Annotated in this window: 16 protein-coding genes and 1 pseudogene; 14 read left to right on the forward strand and 3 right to left on the reverse strand. The window is 47.9% G+C overall.

Annotation, left to right across the window (positions count from 1 at the left end; genetic code table 11):
• Positions 1-93: 93 nt before the first annotated feature.
• Both METTU_RS12980 and METTU_RS12985 read right to left on the reverse strand, forming a co-directional pair.
• Positions 94-780, reverse strand: coding sequence for a sensor histidine kinase (locus tag METTU_RS12980; protein WP_006892138.1), 687 nt, complete (start codon positions 778-780; stop codon positions 94-96).
• Between the two features lie 9 nt (positions 781-789).
• Positions 790-2,412, reverse strand: coding sequence for a tetratricopeptide repeat-containing response regulator (locus METTU_RS12985; protein WP_006892139.1), 1,623 nt, complete (start codon positions 2,410-2,412; stop codon positions 790-792).
• 101 nt (positions 2,413-2,513) lie between these two features.
• On the opposite strand from METTU_RS12985, the gene htpG reads away from it, so the two are divergent.
• From htpG to METTU_RS24975, 14 genes and pseudogenes are all read left to right on the forward strand, one after another.
• Complete coding sequence (gene htpG, locus METTU_RS12990) at positions 2,514-4,442, forward strand: molecular chaperone HtpG (protein ID WP_006892143.1); 1,929 nt, start codon at positions 2,514-2,516, stop codon at positions 4,440-4,442.
• A 178-nt stretch (positions 4,443-4,620) separates the two neighbouring features.
• Complete coding sequence (gene tgt, locus METTU_RS12995; RefSeq protein WP_006892145.1) at positions 4,621-5,736, forward strand: tRNA guanosine(34) transglycosylase Tgt; 1,116 nt, start codon at positions 4,621-4,623, stop codon at positions 5,734-5,736.
• Between the two features lie 178 nt (positions 5,737-5,914).
• On the forward strand, positions 5,915-6,265 hold the full coding sequence (gene yajC / locus METTU_RS13000) for a preprotein translocase subunit YajC (protein ID WP_006892146.1): 351 nt from the start codon (positions 5,915-5,917) through the stop codon (positions 6,263-6,265).
• Between the two features lie 116 nt (positions 6,266-6,381).
• Entirely contained in the window at positions 6,382-8,229 is a 1,848-nt protein-coding gene (gene secD, locus METTU_RS13005; RefSeq protein ID WP_006892147.1) for a protein translocase subunit SecD, read from the forward strand.
• A gap of 66 nt (positions 8,230-8,295) precedes the next feature.
• Positions 8,296-9,222 carry a protein translocase subunit SecF gene (gene secF, locus METTU_RS13010; RefSeq protein ID WP_006892149.1) on the forward strand — a complete coding sequence of 309 codons (927 nt, stop codon included), beginning with the start codon at positions 8,296-8,298 and terminating at the stop codon, positions 9,220-9,222.
• An 88-nt stretch (positions 9,223-9,310) separates the two neighbouring features.
• The gene (gene ndk / locus METTU_RS13015) at positions 9,311-9,742 is read left to right on the forward strand and encodes a nucleoside-diphosphate kinase (RefSeq protein ID WP_006892150.1); all 432 of its coding nucleotides are present in this window, start codon (positions 9,311-9,313) and stop codon (positions 9,740-9,742) included.
• Positions 9,717-10,829: a dual-specificity RNA methyltransferase RlmN gene (rlmN, locus tag METTU_RS13020; RefSeq protein ID WP_006892151.1), complete on the forward strand. Its 1,113-nt coding sequence runs from the start codon at positions 9,717-9,719 to the stop codon at positions 10,827-10,829. The genes ndk and rlmN overlap by 26 nt, the downstream gene beginning before the upstream one ends.
• The gene (gene pilW / locus METTU_RS13025; RefSeq protein ID WP_006892153.1) at positions 10,819-11,580 is read left to right on the forward strand and encodes a type IV pilus biogenesis/stability protein PilW; all 762 of its coding nucleotides are present in this window, start codon (positions 10,819-10,821) and stop codon (positions 11,578-11,580) included. Before rlmN ends, pilW begins: the two co-directional genes overlap by 11 nt.
• Before the next feature lie 134 nt (positions 11,581-11,714).
• Positions 11,715-12,989 carry a histidine--tRNA ligase gene (gene hisS / locus METTU_RS13030; RefSeq protein WP_006892154.1) on the forward strand — a complete coding sequence of 425 codons (1,275 nt, stop codon included), beginning with the start codon at positions 11,715-11,717 and terminating at the stop codon, positions 12,987-12,989.
• Between the two features lie 116 nt (positions 12,990-13,105).
• The gene (locus METTU_RS13035) at positions 13,106-13,747 is read left to right on the forward strand and encodes a YfgM family protein (protein ID WP_006892155.1); all 642 of its coding nucleotides are present in this window, start codon (positions 13,106-13,108) and stop codon (positions 13,745-13,747) included.
• Positions 13,747-14,997 (forward strand): outer membrane protein assembly factor BamB, encoded by a 1,251-nt coding sequence (bamB, locus tag METTU_RS13040; protein ID WP_006892156.1) that lies wholly within the window; start codon positions 13,747-13,749, stop codon positions 14,995-14,997. The genes METTU_RS13035 and bamB overlap by 1 nt, the downstream gene beginning before the upstream one ends.
• 4 nt (positions 14,998-15,001) lie before the next feature.
• On the forward strand, positions 15,002-16,399 hold the full coding sequence (der, locus tag METTU_RS13045) for a ribosome biogenesis GTPase Der (protein ID WP_006892157.1): 1,398 nt from the start codon (positions 15,002-15,004) through the stop codon (positions 16,397-16,399).
• Between the two features lie 319 nt (positions 16,400-16,718).
• On the forward strand, positions 16,719-17,213 hold the full coding sequence (gene tpx, locus METTU_RS13050; RefSeq protein WP_006892158.1) for a thiol peroxidase: 495 nt from the start codon (positions 16,719-16,721) through the stop codon (positions 17,211-17,213).
• Between the two features lie 172 nt (positions 17,214-17,385).
• A pseudogene (locus METTU_RS24975) lies at positions 17,386-17,710 on the forward strand (DUF6855 family protein).
• Positions 17,711-17,825: 115 nt separating this feature from the next.
• Here METTU_RS24975 and METTU_RS13055 read toward each other — a convergent pair.
• Positions 17,826-18,566 carry an SGNH/GDSL hydrolase family protein gene (locus METTU_RS13055; RefSeq protein ID WP_006892159.1) on the reverse strand — a complete coding sequence of 247 codons (741 nt, stop codon included), beginning with the start codon at positions 18,564-18,566 and terminating at the stop codon, positions 17,826-17,828.
• Positions 18,567-18,641: the final 75 nt, after the last annotated feature.

Here is an 18,641-nt window from a genome sequence, read left to right on the forward strand (position 1 = left end):
TTGAAATATCCCTTGAACTTAAAGGCAAGCTTTTTTTTGCCTTTCGCCCTTTGCCTTTCGTCTTTTTTATCCCTTTCTAACTGCTGAACATAATCACGGCAAATACAGTTTAAATCTGGCCCCGCCAAACTGACTATTATTGTCGGTCATAATAAAACCCCGTTTGTCACCTTTGATATGCAATTGTGCAATGGTCTCGGTAAAAAACAAACCCAATCCGGTGTTGCCGTTAGCCAGGTCAATCTGGGGGAGTTGTTTGTAATCGGACGATATAAGACTTTCCGGATAACCCTTGCCATCATCTTCGATGCAAAAAACAATATAGTCATCTTCCTGGACGACAGAAAGCAGAACCTTGCTCTGACAATAGCGCTGCGCGTTATTGACCAGCGTACAGAGGGCATTGCTGATCAGTGCGTTGTCGCAATAACAAAATAGCTCGTCATGGCATTCGGTAATCAGTTGAATGTTACTTAAGGATAATAGAGTAGATTGCTGGGCGACAACATCCTCCAATATGTCGGCGGCGCTATGCTCGTCTATAGACAGGCTGAATTGGGATAAATCGATTTTATAGAGCGTCAATAACTGCATGAGGCAATTGTTCATGCGATTGGTTTCAAATTCCAGTTGCCTGAATTCAGTAGGTTTCGGGTCCTGGTAGACAGTTTCCAGTTGGCTGAGGAGCGCCCGAAGAGCTGTCAATGAGTTCTTTATGTCATGCACTGAAGAGGCCAGGATGGCGGGAAAACCGATTGAAAGTATATGAGTATTGGTCATCTGGGCGGGTTATGGATTGGTGTTGTATTGAATGGTGTCCAGCTCTATTTGAAGGCCGCTGATTTGGTTGTGAGGTATGCCTAGTTGGATGGCTTTATTGATATAGGACTGGGCGCTTATGATTTTTTCAGGGCCGTGTTTAGATGTTTTAATATCATGAATAATGATTTTTATCATATTTAAAATGATCGTTTGATTATTAGGCATTTTTGCAATGGCCTTTTCAAAAACTGCGAGAGCGGCCTTAATGTTGCCTTCCTGAAACAGGCTGACGCCTTTGTTGTTGATGTCGACCAGTTCTTTTTTGATGTGCTGAATCAGCGTTTCCGCATGGTTTTCGCCGGTAATGGCGTTGCACATTGTTACGATGTCTTTGATAAAAAGCTTATCATCAATATTGGTTTTAATTAAATCATTAAGAATTTCATCGCAAATTTCGCCGTTGCCATTCAGATAAAAAGTTTTTGCCGTTTCCAGACGTAGTTCTCTGGATATCTGCTTGTTAAATTGTTCGTTTAGTTTAAAGGTCTTGGCATAGGCTTGCTGAGCCAGTGCCTTGTTGCCTTTTGCCTGATGAATCTCGGTTTCCAACAGGGCGGCCCTGAGCTTGGCTTCGGGATCATTGTGGTACTGCTGATTCAGCTCGTACAATATTTTTAGCGCCTCGTTGGCGGCATTGCTTTTTAAGTGGACATTGGCCAAGCCCGAATAATCGGCGGATGAGCCGTGTATGGAGTTTTTGCCCAGTTTAATGGTGGCCGCGTAGGCTTTTTTGGCAACAGCGAAGTTTTCGGTTTTGTCCGCCAGCAAAGCCAGCTTTTTTTGTCTTAAGATGGACATAGGCGAAAGCGCAACGGCTGAGTTAAGCGAAGACACGGCATGTTCATCGTTACCCATGGATTCGTGCGCTTTTACCAGCCAGTCATAAGCCTCCAGCATCACCGGATATTGCTCGATGAGATCCTGGAAAGTTTTGATAGCTTGGTCGTAATAGCCGAGAAAAAAAGCAACAACGCCCAAACCCAATCTGGCCCAGGGCAGTTCTCTTTCGTGCAGGATGTCCTGATAAATCTCCTCGGCCGTATTAAAGTCGCCAACCTTAAGGGTCAGTTCGGCGTGTATCTTTAATAATTGCAAACGCATTTTTTTATCATCGCGTTGAAGCAGTTGTTCGCAATTATGTATGGCCAGGTAAAGATTGCCGCTGTCTATTTCATTTTCAATGCTGGCCATGTATTTTTTGCGGGCATAGCACCGTTCAATACGGCTCAATAGTTGCTGCCGGTTAAAGGGTTTAATCAGATAATCGTCGGGTTTGTTGTCGATGGCAGTCAGCACCATCTCCTGGCTCTGTTCACAAGTGACTATGATAAAAATAGCATTAACCGGCAATAACTTAAGATGTCTAGCCTCTTCCAGAACCTGCTGGCCGTTTTTCCCTCTGAGCAAATTGTAATCGCAGAGCACAATATCAAACCTGTCAATGCGCATCGCCGTTATTGCGTTGATGCCGGATTCCGCCTCAACAATAAAGCGGGCGCCAAATGAACCCAGGATATGTTTAATGGTTTCGCGCATGATCGCTTGATCTTCGACGACCAATATTTTTTTTGACGCGAGGTTTATTGTCATAAGGAATTAATCTTATATTTCATCTGTCTGGTTTGGACTTGAAAAAAACCAATGCGTCCCAATATTGGCGTTAATCTTATAATTAATCAGGATTGATAAAAATGACTGTTGAAGCAAAAAAAGAAACCTTAGGCTTTGAAACTGAAGTTAAACATCTACTCCATTTAATGATTCATTCATTATATAGTAACAAGGAAATATTCTTACGGGAATTGATTTCCAATGCGTCGGATGCGGCAGACAAACTGCGCTTTGAAGCGCTGTCCAATGACAGTTTGTATGAAGGCGATAGTGAGCTGAAAATTCGCCTGGAATACGATAAAGACAAACGCACCATTACCATTATCGACAATGGTATCGGCATGACCCGTGCGGAAGTTCAGGAACATATCGGCACCATTGCAAAATCAGGCACCAAACAGTTTTTTCAAGCTTTAACCGGCGACCAAGCTAAAGACAGCGAATTAATCGGCCAGTTCGGCGTGGGTTTTTATTCGGCGTTTATCGTAGCCGATAAAGTGACCTTAACCACCCGCAAAGCAGGTGCCGACAAGAGCGACGGTGTGCGCTGGGAGTCTGCGGGCGAGGGCGATTACACACTCGAATCCGTAGAAAAAGCACAACGCGGCACCGAAATCGTCTTGCACATGAAAGAAGCCGAAAGCGAGTTTCTGGACGGCTACCGCATCCGTTCTATCGTCAGAAAATTCTCCGATCATATTTCCCTGCCTATCGTGATGGACAAAGAAGTTCCGCCATCTATGGCTGAAGAGGGCGACGAAGAAAAACCGGCGGAAATCGTTGAAGAGACCGTTAACTCGGCTTCCGCATTATGGACCAAAGCCCGTCAGGAGATTTCCGATGAAGCGTATAATGAATTTTACAAGCATGTAGGCCACGACTACCAAGACCCGTTAACGCATGTACACAGCAAAGTCGAAGGCTCCAATGAATACACCTTGCTGCTTTATGTGCCGTCACATGCGCCTTTCGATATGTGGGACAGAGACGCCAAGCACGGCGTAAAACTGTACATCCGCAAAGTGTTTATTACCGACGATGCCGAGCAGTTAATGCCGCGTTACCTGCGTTTTATCCGAGGCATTATCGACGCCAATTCCCTGCCATTGAACGTATCGCGGGAAATCTTGCAACAAAGCAAGCAAATCAGCACGATCAAATCCGGCGCAGTCAAGAAAGTGCTGGGTATGCTCGAAGATTTGGCCAAGAATGAGCCGGAAAAATATGAGACCTTCTGGGCTCAATTCGGTCAAGTTATTAAAGAAGGCCCGATTGAAGATCATGGCAATAAAGCGCGTGTCGCCAAATTGCTGCGTTTCGCTTCAACCCATGCCGATACCGACAAACAGGATGTTTCGCTGGAAACTTATGTCAGTCGCATGAAAGAAGGGCAGGACAAGATTTATTATGTCACCGCAGACAGCTTCTCGGCGGCAAAAAACAGCCCGCATTTGGAAATTTTCCGCAAGAAAGGCATTGAAGTCATATTGTTATCAGATCGTATCGATGAATGGCTGGTGTCTAATCTGGACGAATTCGACGGTAAGCATCTCCAGTCTGTCGCCAAAGGCGATCTGGACTTGGGCGTTTTGGATGCCGAAGAAGACAAAGCCGCCCAGGAAGAAGTGAATAAGGATTTTGAAGCGGTACTCAAGCAGATTAAAGACGTGTTGGCCGATAAAGTCAGCGAAGTGCGTTTGAGTCATCGCTTGACCGAATCGCCCGCCTGTCTGGTTGCCGATGTTTACGGCATGAGCCTGAATATGGAAAGAATCATGAAGGATGCCGGACAAGGCTTGGGCATGGGAATGGGCAGAAAGCCGATCTTCGAGCTTAACCCGACCCATCCGTTGGTGGTCAAGATGAAAGAAGAGCAAGACGATAGTCGTTTTGCCGACCTGACCCATATCCTGTTCGATCAAGCCATTCTGAGTGAAGGCGGCCAATTGGATGATCCGGCGGCCTTTGTGCATAAGCTGAACGGCTTATTGCAGGGCTTGTTGCACTAAGCATCTGACAAACGGAAAAGGCTGGAGAGTATCCAGCCTTTTTTATGAGGGATGGTTTTGCAGGGGCTGCATTGTGAGCATCATTGCCCAGTGGTGAAGTAAAGTTTTAACTGTTCACATGTACATTGATTTAAAAAGTCTGGATAATTCCCAGCCTTCAATGCACTCATAAATTTTTATGGACTTCAAATTAATCAATACGGATGGTCATGCGCGGCGCGGCCAGCTTACGTTTGCCCGCGGCATCGTGGAAACGCCCATTTTTATGCCGGTCGGCACTTATGGGACGGTTAAATCGCTGACGCCCGATGAGCTGACCGGTATCGGCGCGCAGATTATTCTGGGCAATACCTTTCATTTAATGCTTCGTCCCGGTATGGATGTGGTCAAGGCGCACGGCGATTTGCATGATTTTATGCATTGGGACAAGCCGATTTTGACCGATTCCGGCGGCTTCCAGGTATTCAGCCTGGGCGCGCTACGGAAAATTACCGAAAAAGGCGTGACTTTCAAATCGCCGATCAACGGCAGTTCCATTTTCATGGGGCCTGAAGAGTCGATGCAGGTGCAACGCGATTTGGGTTCGGACATCGTGATGATTTTCGATGAATGCACCCCGTATCCCGCGACGGTTCATGAAGCGGCCGATTCGATGCGCTTATCGTTGCGTTGGGCGGCGCGCAGCAAGGCGGCTCATGAGGGTAATGACTCGGCTTTATTCGGCATTGTACAAGGCGGGATGTATGAACATCTGCGGCAGGAGTCGATAGCCGGTTTGGTGGACATCGGTTTTGACGGTTACGCGATCGGCGGATTGTCGGTTGGCGAACCCAAAGAAGAAATGATGGCGACGCTGGATGTGGTGCATGGCAAAATGCCGGTCGATAAGCCGCGCTATTTAATGGGTGTGGGCACGCCGGAAGATTTGGTGGAAGCGGTCAGGCGCGGTATCGATATGTTCGATTGCGTGATGCCGACCCGTAATGCCCGTAACGGTCATTTATTTACCACCTTCGGCGTGGTCAAAATCAGGAACAGTCAGTATGAGTTCGATACCGGCCCGCTGGATGAATCCTGCGGCTGTTATACCTGCCGGAATTATTCGAGAGCCTATTTGCGCCATCTGGACAAATGCAAGGAAATGCTGGGTTCAAGGCTCAATACCATTCATAACCTTTATTATTACCTGAGCCTGATGCAGGGCTTGCGCGATGCGATTGAAAGGCAAGAGCTGGATATTTTTGTCAAGCAATTTTACCAACAACGAGGAAAAGCCGTGCCGACTGTGGCATAATGGCGAAATTTTTTAATTACAACGCTTTTTTGTAATGACTCAGTGCCATTAAATACAATGGAACGCAGATGACGCAGATAAATCATGAAAAATCTTGGTTTAATCATCATTATCAACGTTCCATTTTGGACTACTGCGTAGTAACACTTTTTTATAATAATAACCCCCGAGGATAATCATGAGTTTTTTTATTTCTGACGCTGTAGCTGCAGCTGCCCCCGCCTCCCAATCACCCGGCATTGAAGGCATGCTGTTTCCACTGGGTATACTGGTGTTTTTTTACTTTTTGTTTTTGCGTCCGCAATCCAAGCGCGCCAAAGAGAAGAAAGAAATGATTGCCGCCATGACTAAAGGCTCCGAAGTGGTTACTTCGGGCGGTATTTTGGGCAAGGTCGTTGATCTGGATGATAATTTCGTCAAGGTTGAAATCTGCGACAATACTTTTATTCAAGTACAGCGTCATAGTATTGAGAGCATGATGCCGAAAGGAACTTACAAAGCGATAACTAAGAAAGTCGCTAAAGTTTAATGCTGTGGGCGCGAATTTACTTGTGCCCTTAAGGGTATTCACGCTTTTAATCTGCTGCGCGAATACATTCGCGCCCACAACGTCTCTACGACATAGTTGAATTGTTGGAATAACACATGCAAAACCATTTCCCACTTTGGAAAAATTTATTGGTCCTGATTATTTTTGCGGTCGGGATTATTTATGCGTTGCCGAATTTGTACGGCGACGATCCTTCTGTTCAGGTGTCATCGACACACCCTACCAAATTGGTGCAGGAGCAGGCAAATCAGATCGAGACTGTCATTAAGACGGCCGGATTTAATATAAAGGCATTTGAGTTTAAAGACGGCCATATTTTAGCCCGGTTTAACAGCGCCGACGATCAGCTGAAAGTGGCGGATTTGCTCAGGGATAAAATGAGCGACGATTATAACATCGCGTTAAATCTGGCGCCGACGACACCCGCTTGGCTAAGGTCTTTGGGGGCGGATGCCATGTATCTGGGTCTTGACTTGCGCGGCGGGGTGCATTTCCTGCTGGAAGTGGACATGGATGCTGCTGTCAAGCAAGCCGAAGACCGCTACAACGATGATGTGCGCTTGGCGTTAAGAAACGAAAAATTACGCTATCAATCGGTTTCCAAAGACGACGGCTTTATTAAGGTTAAGCTGAACTCGGCTGACGACAAACCTGCGCTGTTGAAGGTGCTGGGTAAAGATTTTCGCGCGCTGGAGGTTACCGAACCCAAAGAGCAGGATCAAGTCTGGTTGAAGCTTTCCGAAAAAGAAGTGCGGGATATTAAGAAATTTGCCGTAGCGCAAAATATGACCACCTTGCGTAATCGCGTCAACGAATTAGGTGTTGCGGAGCCGGTGATTCAGCAACAAGGTGAAAACCGTATCATGGTTCAGTTGCCCGGCGTACAGGATACCAACCGTGCCAAGGAGATTTTGGGCACAACCGCGACTCTGGAATACCGTCTGGTTGATGTGGAACACGATGTGCAAAAAGCGGTCGAAGGGCATGTTCCGGTCGGCAGTCGCTTGTATACCGAGCGTAACGGTAATCCTATCCTGTTGGATCGACGGGTTATCGTAACCGGCGATCAAATCGTCGATTCCTCTTCCGGCGTTGATCAGGATGGCAGACCTTCGGTAAATATTTCCCTGAACGGCGTCGGCGCAGCCAAAATGGGTAAATTGACCCAAGCTAATATTGGCAAGCCGATGGCGGTGGTGTTCATCGAATATAAAGTTGAAACCAAGTTGGTGAACGGCCAAAAAGTCCGTCATAAACAGAAGGTTGAAAAAGTCATCAACGTGGCGACTATCCAGGGCGTTTTCAGTCATCGCTTCCAGACTACCGGTTTAGACAGTCCTCAGGAAGCGCGTAACCTGTCGTTATTGTTAAGAGCCGGTGCGCTGGCAGCTCCCGTTGATATTGTCGAAGAGCGCACCGTGGGTCCGAGCTTAGGCCAGGACAATATCGATAAGGGCATGTTGTCTTTTATGGTGGGCTTTGCGTTGGTTGTGCTGTTTATGGCGGTTTATTACCGGTTATTCGGCATGATCGCCAACTTTGCACTGGCGTTTAACGTGGTCATTGTTGTGGCGATTTTGTCGATGTTGCAAGCAACCTTAACGCTGCCGGGTATTGCCGGGATCATCCTGACCGTGGGTATGTCGGTTGACGCCAACGTGTTGATCTTCGAGCGGATTAAGGAAGAGCTCAAAAATGGCAACACGCCGCAGTCTGCTATATTTATCGGTTATGAGAAAGCCTTTGCCACCATTCTGGACTCCCACTTTACCAATCTTGTGGTGGCGGTGGTGTTGTTTGCTTACGGCACCGGTTCCGTTAAAGGTTTTGCGGTGACGCTGATTATCGGGATTTTGTCATCGATGTTTACGGCAATTACCGGTACGCGGATGGTTATTAACTGGATATACGGTAACCGCAGGGTTGAGAAACTATCTATTTAGTAAAGTGTCGGATGACACGCCTTGTGCTAAATCCGGCTTACATGACTTTTACATAGAAGATTAAATATGTTTAAAAAAGATATAAATTTTATAGGTAACCGAAACATAGCGCTGATGTTTTCCGCTGTGCTGACGATTTTTTCGATAGTGGCGATTGCTGTACATGGTTTTCAGATGGGCATCGATTTTACCGGCGGCACCTTGATTGAGGTGGGCTATCAAAAACCAGCCGATTTAACCGTGCTGCGTAACACCTTGGATGCTGAAGGTTTTAGCGATGCGACGGTGCAGAATTTCGGTACCACAAAAGACGTCCTGATTCGCCTGAAACCGCAAGAAGGGGTTAGCAGCGTCGAATTAAGTTCCAAGGTACTTGAGGCCATCAACAAGAATGCTGCAGAACCGGCCAGTGTGCGCCGTGTTGAATTTGTCGGTCCCCAAGTCGGCGATGACCTGGCTGAGGACGGTTTTTTGGCGCTTTTGTATTCAACAATTTGTATTTTGATTTACATCGCCTGGCGTTTTGAATGGAAGTTCTCGGTCGGTGCGATCATAGCGACGTTGCATGATGTCATTGTTACGCTGGGACTGTTCTCTATTTTAGGGCTGGAGTTTGACCTGACGGTGTTGGCGGCGGTTCTTGCGCTGATCGGTTATTCGTTGAACGATACCATCGTGGTTTATGACCGTATCCGGGAAAATTTCCGGGCATTAAGAAATAAATCGACCGAGGAAATCATGAATATTTCGGTCAATGTCACCTTAAGCCGCACCATCATGACGTCGTTGACGGTGTTGTTGGTGCTGGTTTCGTTGTTCTTTTTGGGTGGGGAAGTGATACATAACTTTGCCATTGTGCTGCTGTTCGGCGTATTTTTCGGTACGTATTCCTCTATTTTTATCGCCAGCCCTGTGGCTTTGCTGTTGGGTCTCAGTCCAGAGGATTTGATGATCCCGGTAAAAGAAGGCGCAGAACTGGATAATAGGCCTTAACCGGATCAGGTATTTTTAAAATACAGCGGCTGATCAGGTATAATCAGCCGCTTAATAAATATTTATTCATAATTTGGAGTTTTAAAAAATGGCGATAGAACGCACTTTTTCAATCATTAAACCTGACGCTGTAGCAAAAAACGTAATCGGTGAAATTTACAGTCGTTTTGAAAAGAACGATTTAAAAATCGTTGCTGCAAAAATGCTGCACCTGACCAAAGAACAAGCCGAAGGTTTTTACGCAGAACACAGCGAGCGCGGTTTCTTTAATGATTTGGTGGCATTTATGATTTCAGGTCCCGTGATCATGCAAGTGCTGGAAGGCGAAAACGCGGTTCTTAAGCATCGCGACATCATGGGCGCTACCAACCCGAAAGAAGCGGCTGCCGGAACTATCCGCGCCGATTTCGCCAGCAGCATCGATGAGAATGCCGTACACGGCTCAGACGCTGTTGAAACCGCTCAAAGGGAAATTGCTTACTTTTTCTCAGACAATGAAATCTGTGCTAGAACCCGTTAATACAAAAACCATCAATTTGCTCGATTTCGACAGAAAAGGCCTTGCGGCCTTTTTTGTCGAGTTAGGCGAGAAGCCTTTCCGGGCGACGCAGTTGCTTAAATGGATCTACCAGGAAGGTGTCGAAGACTTCGACCTGATGACCAATTTGAGCAAGTCATTGCGTGCTTATTTAACTGAAAACTGTTATATAGCAACGCCTGAAATCGTGCTTGAAAAAGTCGCAACGGACGGTACCTGTAAATGGGTCATGCAAACCGGTTGCGGCAACCGGATAGAAACGGTGTTTATCCCTGAAGAGGGACGCGGCACTTTGTGCGTTTCATCGCAAATCGGCTGTGCGTTGGCCTGTACTTTTTGTTCTACCGCCCAGCAAGGCTTTAATCGTAACTTGACCACGGCTGAAATCATCGGCCAGTTATTCGTTGCGCAAAAACGCTTGGGCCCGGGAAACAGAATTACCAATGTGGTGATGATGGGCATGGGCGAACCGCTGCTTAATTTCGACAATGTAGTCGCGGCCATGAACCTGATGATGGACGATTTCACCTTCGGGCTGTCCAAGCGCCGGGTGACCATCAGTACTTCGGGCGTAGTGCCGGCCATGTACCGCTTAACCCAGGTCTGCGATGTCAGTCTTGCGGTGTCGTTACATGCGGTAACCGATGAGTTACGGGATGAACTGGTCCCGATCAATAAAAAATATCCATTGAAGGAGCTAATGGAAGCATGCCGGGATAACGCAAAAATAGCGCCACGGCGCACCGTCACCTTTGAATATGTGATGCTCGATGGCATTAACGACTCGCTACAGGATGCGCGGGGGCTTGTTAAGCTGTTAAAAACGGTGCCGTCAAAAATCAATTTAATACCCTTTAACCCGTTCCCCAATTCTGCTTACCGCTGTTCCAGTAAAGAAGCGATTAATTGCTTTAAAACGCTGTTAAACGACGCAGGCATAGTCACCACGGTCAGAAAGACGCGCGGCGAAGATATTGATGCCGCTTGCGGCCAGTTGGTAGGACAGGTTAAAGATAAAAGCCGCAGACACTTGAAAATCCAACCGGCTGGTTCCGAACGTGCCGCGTGATTTAGCAAAACTGATTAATCGGGTTGCGCTAGTGTTGTTGGTTACGGCTTTGGTTGCCTGTGGTTCAGCGAGCAGCACTAAAAGTAATAATTCCGAAGATGTGCATTTACAGCTGGGAGTGCGCTATCTAAGCATGAATAAGCTGGAATTGGCTAAGGAGAACTTGCTGCTGGCCTTGAAAAATAATTCAGATAATACACAGGCGCACAATGCCTTGGCTTTTTTGTATGAAAAATTAAATCAGCCCGACAAGGCCAAAGAGCATTATGAGACCGCCCTGGATTTGACGCCTGATGATTTGGGCGTGCAAAATAATTTCGGTCGTTTTCTCTGTGAACATGGAGAACTTGAAGAAGGCATGGAATTATTGTCTCGGGCCAGTTCAAATCCGTTAAACGACAGGCAGTGGTTAGCATTAACGAATGCCGGACGATGCGGACTGAGCATGGGGCAAAAACAGCAAGCCGAGAATTATTTCAGGCAAGCGTTGCAACTCAATAGCACGTATGCGGCGGCCTTATCGGAAATGCAAAAAATCGCTTACGAAAAAGGCGATTATTGGGCGGCAAAAGGCTTTTTGCAGCGTTATCTGGGCGTTGCAACCCATACACCTGAAACCTTATGGTTTGCAGCGCAAGCTGAGCGGGCATTGGGTAATAAAGAGCTTGCCAGGGAATATAAAAACTTATTACTGGAAAAATTTCCGCTTTCAAATGAAGCAAAAAAAATCGTAGCAGTTAAAGATTTTTAATTAATGGGCGAAGGCAAAAGGCGAAGGGCAAAAAAACACAGCTTTCGCCTTTTGTCCTTCGCCTTTCGTCTCTTTTGATATTTACCTGTTATTAATGAGAGGATTATTTAAATCCGTGGCATCCCTATTTAAATATGGCAAATAACATTCAAGCAATTCGAGGGATGCACGATGTGCTTCCCGAACAGACGCCGCTCTGGCAGTATGCTGAACTCTGCATCAGAGACGTACTCGGCGCTTATGGTTACAGTGAAATCCGGCTGCCGATCGTCGAAAAAACCGAACTTTTCAAACGCTCTATCGGCGAAGTAACCGACATCGTCGAAAAAGAAATGTATACCTTTGACGACCGCAACGGCGACTCCTTGACTTTGCGTCCGGAAGGCACGGCCGGTTGCCTCAGAGCCTGTCTGGAGCATGGCTTATTGCACAATCAGGTGCATCGGTTATGGTATTACGGACCGATGTATCGACATGAGCGGCCGCAAAAAGGCCGCTATCGCCAGTTTTTTCAACTGGGTGTCGAAACCTACGGCATGGCAGGCCCCGATATTGATGCGGAGTTGATCCTGATCATGGACCGGTTGTGGAAAAAACTGGGCATCCGAGACAAGGTTCGCCTACAGCTCAATTCCTTGGGCACGATTGCCGAGCGTATCGTGTACCGGGAAAGTCTGGTCGGCTATTTTCAAGGGCAGCTTGATCAATTGGATGAAGACAGTTTGCGTCGGCTGGAAACCAATCCGCTACGGATTCTGGATACCAAAAATCCGGCGATGCGGCAGGTTGTCGCTAACGCACCGGAATTGATGGATTATCTGGGCGATGAGAGCCGTCAGCATTTTAAGGCAATCACCACGATATTGGATGATCTGGGCATCGGCTATGAGATCAATTCACGCTTGGTGCGCGGCCTCGATTATTACAGCAAGACCGTTTTCGAGTGGGTTACCGATGAACTGGGCTCGCAGGGCACCGTGTGTGCGGGCGGGCGTTATGACGGATTGATAGAACAGCTGGGCGGCAAACCCAATCACGCGGTCGGTTTTGCGATGGGCATGGAGCGCTTGTTGGCTTTGATGGAAACGCTGGATAATGTGCAGCTTGCAAGACCCGTTGATGTGTATATGATTCGGGTCGGTGAAACCGCAGAACAGGAAGGCATGCGCTTTGCCGAGACCGTCAGGAATGAAATTCCCGGCTTGAAATTACAGGTCAATTGCGGCGGCGGCAGTTTTAAAAGTCAGTTTAAAAAAGCCGACAAAAGCGGTGCCGAATTTGCGATCATCCTGGGAGACGATGAAGTCAGCCGTGGCGAGGTCAGTGTCAAGCCACTGCGTAATAGCGAGCTGGAGCAACAGAATATGTCACAGCAGCAGGCGATTGAGTTTTTGATAGAACACCGATGACACGGCTTTAAAAGGCGAAAGGCAAAGGACGAAGGGCAAAAGAACTGCGCCTTTCGCCTTTCGCCTTTCGTCCTTCGCCTTTTTTTAAACATCAAACAAGAGAAAAACAAGTGGAAATGTACGATTCAGAAGAAGAACAGGTTGAAGCCTTAAAAAGATGGTGGAAAGAAAACTCAACCGCTACCATCGTGGGTTTGGTCATGGGTATTGTCATTATTCTGGGCTGGAATTACTGGCAGGATCATAAGAAAGCGCAGTCAGCGCAAGCTTCCGCAACTTATGATCAATTACTGAAAGCGTTGGATGAAAATAAGAATGACAGCGTAGACAAGCTGGCCCAACGCATGCAGGAGCAATTTAAGGGTACCGAATATGCGGCATTCAGTGGATTATTCCAGGCCAAATTAAAGTCTCAGCAAGGCGATTTCGCCGCAGCAAAGCAGATTTTGAAGACTATTGCGGCAGAGCCGAATAAACAGTTAAGCAATATCGCCAAGATAAGACTGGTGCGCTTAATGTTGGCTACCGGCGAATATGAGCAGGGCTTGCAGGTCATTAACGAAGTGGATGCCAAAGCGGCGGCCAGTTACTCAGCCAATTATGATGAATTGGTAGGCGATTTGTACGTAGCTCTGGATCGATTGGATGAGGCGCGCACGTCGTATCAAAATGCCCTGAGAAATGGACAGCCATCACCATTGTTACAGTTCAAAATTGATGACCTGGCCGCTCAAGAAAAACTAGAAACTCAAAAATAATGAGTAACAATCCAACCTATATGAGTCAGGCGAAAGGCGAAAGGCGAAAGACGAAAAAGCCTTTTGCCCTTTGCCTTTTGCCTTTTGCCTTTACCTTGTTAACAGGCTGTGCGGCTATTGATACTGTTGGCGAATCTGTTTCCGGCATTACCGATTACTTTCGTGGCGGCGAAGACAATGCCGATCCACCGAGCGTTCTGGTTGAATACACTCCTGAAATCCAGGTTGAAGTGGTCTGGAAGGAATCGGTGGGGGTCGGCGCTGACGAGCAATCCTTAAAACTGATTCCGGTCATCGGCAGCGGAAAAATACTGGCGGCGGATCGGGAAGGATTGGTACAGGCCAGAAGCCTGACGACCGGTAATTTAATCTGGGAGGTTGAGACCGACGTTCATTTTTCCGGCGGGCCGGGTCTTGGCGCAGGCACCGTGATTTTGGGTTCCAGCGATGCCGAAGTCGTTGCCCTGGACATTGAAACCGGCGCGGTACAGTGGAAATCCGCAGTATCCAGCGAAGTGCTTTCGGTGCCCGTTGTCGCCAATGGTATTGTTATCATCCGCACCACGGATGGCTCCGTGATCGCTCTTGACGAGAAGACCGGCGGCAAGCGCTGGAGTTATGAGCGCACCGTACCGGCTTTAAGCATACGCGGAACCGGATCGCCGCTGATTGTTGAGGATAACGTTATCGGCGGCTACGATAACGGCAAATTAATGGCCTTGCGTTTGGCTGACGGCAAATATGTATGGGAAACCAGCATTGCCATTCCCAAAGGGCGCTCCGAAATTGAACGTCTGGTCGATCTGGATGTCGATCCCATCGTGATTAACGGCGTGATTTACGTTGCCAGCTATCAGGGCGGCATAGCGGCTATTTCGGAATTGGACGGCGATATATTGTGGCGCAATGAAACCATTTCATCGCATTCAGGCTTGAGTAACGACTCCCGGTATTTATACCTGACCGATTCGGAAAGTCATGTCATGCAGCTGGATCAGCGCAGCGGCGCGGCCTTGTGGAAGCAAAAGGATTTACATCAAAGAAGATTGACAGCTCCCGCCGCCTATGAAAATTATGTAGTGGCAGGGGATTTTGAAGGCTATGTGCATTGGCTGTCCAACACCGACGGCAGGCAACTGGGTCGCGTACAAGTGACTGACAGTGCAATCGATGCCAAGCCTATCGTGGTAGATAATACCGTTTATGTTTATGCAAAAGACGGCACGCTTGCCGCTTTAAAAGTTAAATAAAAATATGTTACCTGTAATAGCCTTAGTAGGGCGACCCAATGTGGGCAAGTCCACATTATTCAATTATTTAACCCGAAGCCGCGATGCACTGGTTGCGGATTTTTCGGGACTGACCCGTGATCGGCAATACGGCCGGGTAAAGCTGGGCGACCGTCCCTGCCTGGTCGTCGATACCGGCGGTATAGCCGATGACGCGGAAGGCATAGAAAGTTTTGCCAGAAAACAGGTGCAGGTCGCGCTGGAAGAAGCGGACATCGTATTTTTCATGGTTGACGCGCGCGAAGGGCTGAGCGCTTCCGACAAAGTGATTGCCGATACCCTGAGAAAGTTGCAAAAGCCGGTCATATTGGTCACCAACAAGGTTGACGGCCTGGATGCCAGCACTGCCGCATCGGACTTTTACTCGCTGGCGTTGGGCGAGCCGGTGAAAATCGCCGCGTCCCATGGCAAGGGTATACCCGAATTATTGGAAAAAGTTAACCAGCTGCTGCCGCCGGACAAAGGCGAAGTCGAAGAGGCGCATAGCGGTATCGGTATCGCCGTGGTCGGACGGCCCAATGTCGGCAAATCGACGCTGGTCAACCGCCTGCTGGGTGAAGAACGGGTAATCGTATTCGATGAGCCGGGCACCACGCGCGACAGTATCTACATCCCTTTTGAACGCAACGGCAAGAAGTTCACCCTGATCGATACCGCCGGAATGCGCAGAAGATCGAAAATAGCCGAAACCATCGAGAAGTTCAGCGTCATTAAATCGTTGCAGGCGATTGAAAAAGCCAATGTCGTCATTTACCTGATAGACGCACGGGAAGGCATTACCGATCAGGATGCGCATCTATTAGGTCTGGTATTGGAAGCCGGAAGAGCCTTGATTATCGGCCTGAATAAATGGGACGGCATCAGCGCCGACCAGAAGGCAACCATTCATCGGCAGCTCGACGTCAAACTGTCCTTTCTTGAGTTTGCCGAAAAACACCCAATTTCCGCATTGCATGGCAGCGGCGTCGGCAAAATGTTCGATGTCGTGCAGCAATTGTATGCAGCGGCAATGCTCGACATGTCTACTCCAGTTTTGACCCGTATCCTGAAAGAAGCCACCACCGCGCATCAACCGCCGATAGTGAATAGTCGTCGTGTTAAGCTGAAATACGCGCATCAGGGCGGCAGGAATCCGCCTATCGTGGTTATCCACGGTGTGCAAACAGACTCCTTGCCGGAGTCTTACAAGCGTTACTTGATCAACTATTACCGCGACAAAATGGGGCTGGTCGGAACGCCGATCCGGTTAGTCTTCAAGTCGGCGGTCAATCCGTTTCACGGGCAAAAGAACAAGCTGACTGAGTGGCAGGTGAAAAAGAAGGAACGCTTGATGAAGCGGGTTAAGAGTAAGAAGAGGGATTAAGGTAAAAGACGAAAGGTAAAAGACGAAAGGCGAAAGGCGTAGGCCGGAATAAGACTACCCAAGCGTAGCGCGAGGTAGCGTTTCCGGCGAATTAGGGAGGCTTTGCCGGAAACGCCTGTTTTCGCTGTCGCTCAAACCGGCTTATTCCGGCCTACGACTAAAGCTCTCTCGGCAACCTCTCCATGTGTTGCTCTACCTCCTGCATCCACGCAGTCGCCCATAGGGGGAGGGGGAATAAACACGGCCCAAGGCTGTCTAAGCCTGTCGACGCATGAATGTCTTAAGGCATGTTATTAAATCAACAACACAGGAAACAACCATGGCTACAATCACATTTCAAGGCAAACCCCTCAACACGTGCGGCGAACTACCTGCCGTAGGCAGCGATGCACCGGCATTTTCCCTGACCAGTCGCGAGTTAGTGGACGTTACCCTGACAACCTATGCCGGAAAAAGAAAGGTGCTGAACATCGTACCCAGCCTGGACACCCCAACCTGCGCCGCATCAACGCGCAAATTCAACCAGAAAGCCTCGCATCTGGACAATACCGTCGTGTTAGCCGTTTCCGCCGACCTGCCTTTTGCGCAAAGCCGTTTTTGCGAATCGGAAGACTTAACAGATGTCATACCCCTGTCAACTTTCCGTTCCAGTTTCTCTAACGATTACGGTGTAACCATTGCCGATACCTTTCTGCGCGGCTTGACCGCCCGTGCCGTTGTCATTATCGATGAGCATGACAAAGTGATCTATACGCAATTGGTCGGTGAACTTGCTAATGAGCCGGATTATGAAAGCGCATTGGCGGTGTTGTAAAGCTGGTTTTCAATTGCTCACTCTACCCACGGCTTAATTGAAGAAAAGAACAACACATTAGGAAAATCAAATGGGAATTATTTTAAAAACTCCTAGACAAAATTTCAAAACCTATGAATTTGGAATCTCAGCATCAAATTAAATACAAATTACCAGTATCCCCGCAGGAAATATATTTTGTTATCGCCTACAGGCAATCAAAGATCTTTATTGGTGGCTGAAAAATGAGAGAAAAGGCGAATGGGTGTTATTAGGCGCCAAAAATCAGCAGGAAGTTCCAAACTCAGGAACCGTTGAAGAATGGGCGCGATCTGAAGACAATCCAACATGATTTCTATGGACTTACTAAGTCTCTTAAGGGGAGATTCGCAACATTTGTACCCCCAATATTAGAATATATGGGGCTCGTTGAGATTGAGCATAACCATATAAATAATCGCATTCGAGCTATAACTGAAGTTTCTGGGCAAGTGAGCACAAGGCATAACCTCCCTTAATTAAGAAAAATTAAAAAACTTTTTAAGCTATTTTACGTCAAACGCTATTAAAAATAGCAGGGTAGGGTGGGCAAACGGTTTCATCGTTTGTCCGCCCACCTAATTGTTACCAGTATCAAACCACCCCCGTTAACCCCTCAAGCAGCAACCGTGAATATTGCTCAGGATTATAGTGATGGTCATTGCAATCGCTGTTGAGCAGCCCGGCCTTGACGATGCCGCCATCGCCGAGAGATAAATCATCCAGCATGATATAGCGGATGTCGTTTTGCAAACAAAACTCTTGCATAATCCGGTTGAATTCCAGGGTTAGCACCGTTCTTTCCACTTGCGATGCGGTGACTTCCCGACGGGCGTTGGCAATATCGCCCCAGTCGTTGCCGTCCTGAATGGTGGGCAGCGGAGTGCTGATGCACACAACTTCAAAATTCCGGTTCAATTCAGACAGAAACCGGGAATAACTGGATATGGCTTTGTCCATCAGTGCGGCAACGGACTCCTGGTATTTTTGCGCCCGGTACCAAATGACGAAACCGGTATCGACTTCGCCCAGCATCACAATGATTTGCTTGGCGGCGGTTTGCCTGACGGCTTCCCTGAAGACGGGATAGGCCTGGGTTGTTGAATTGGGGTTTTCCAGTCCCGATGCCGTCGCGCCGATGACGGTGAGGACATTGAAGACCAGATTCGGAAATTTTTCCTTGAACAAGGGGTGGTTGAAAATAGGGCTATGCGAATCGCCCAGAATTAATATTTCCTGCATTTTGGCCTCATCCAATTTTTGTTCAGTATAAGCAGGGCGTGCCGTGCGGGGCTTAGTTCGCACGGCACTGAAATCCTGATGCCATCCAGCCATGATGCCGTTTCCTCGGCAGAGCACCGGCCAGCGCGTGACGGTTAGACTGTAGAAAGGGTGGCATAGCTTTAGAAG

The organism is Methylobacter tundripaludum SV96 (assembly GCF_000190755.2).
Taxonomy (GTDB): domain Bacteria; phylum Pseudomonadota; class Gammaproteobacteria; order Methylococcales; family Methylomonadaceae; genus Methylobacter_A; species Methylobacter_A tundripaludum.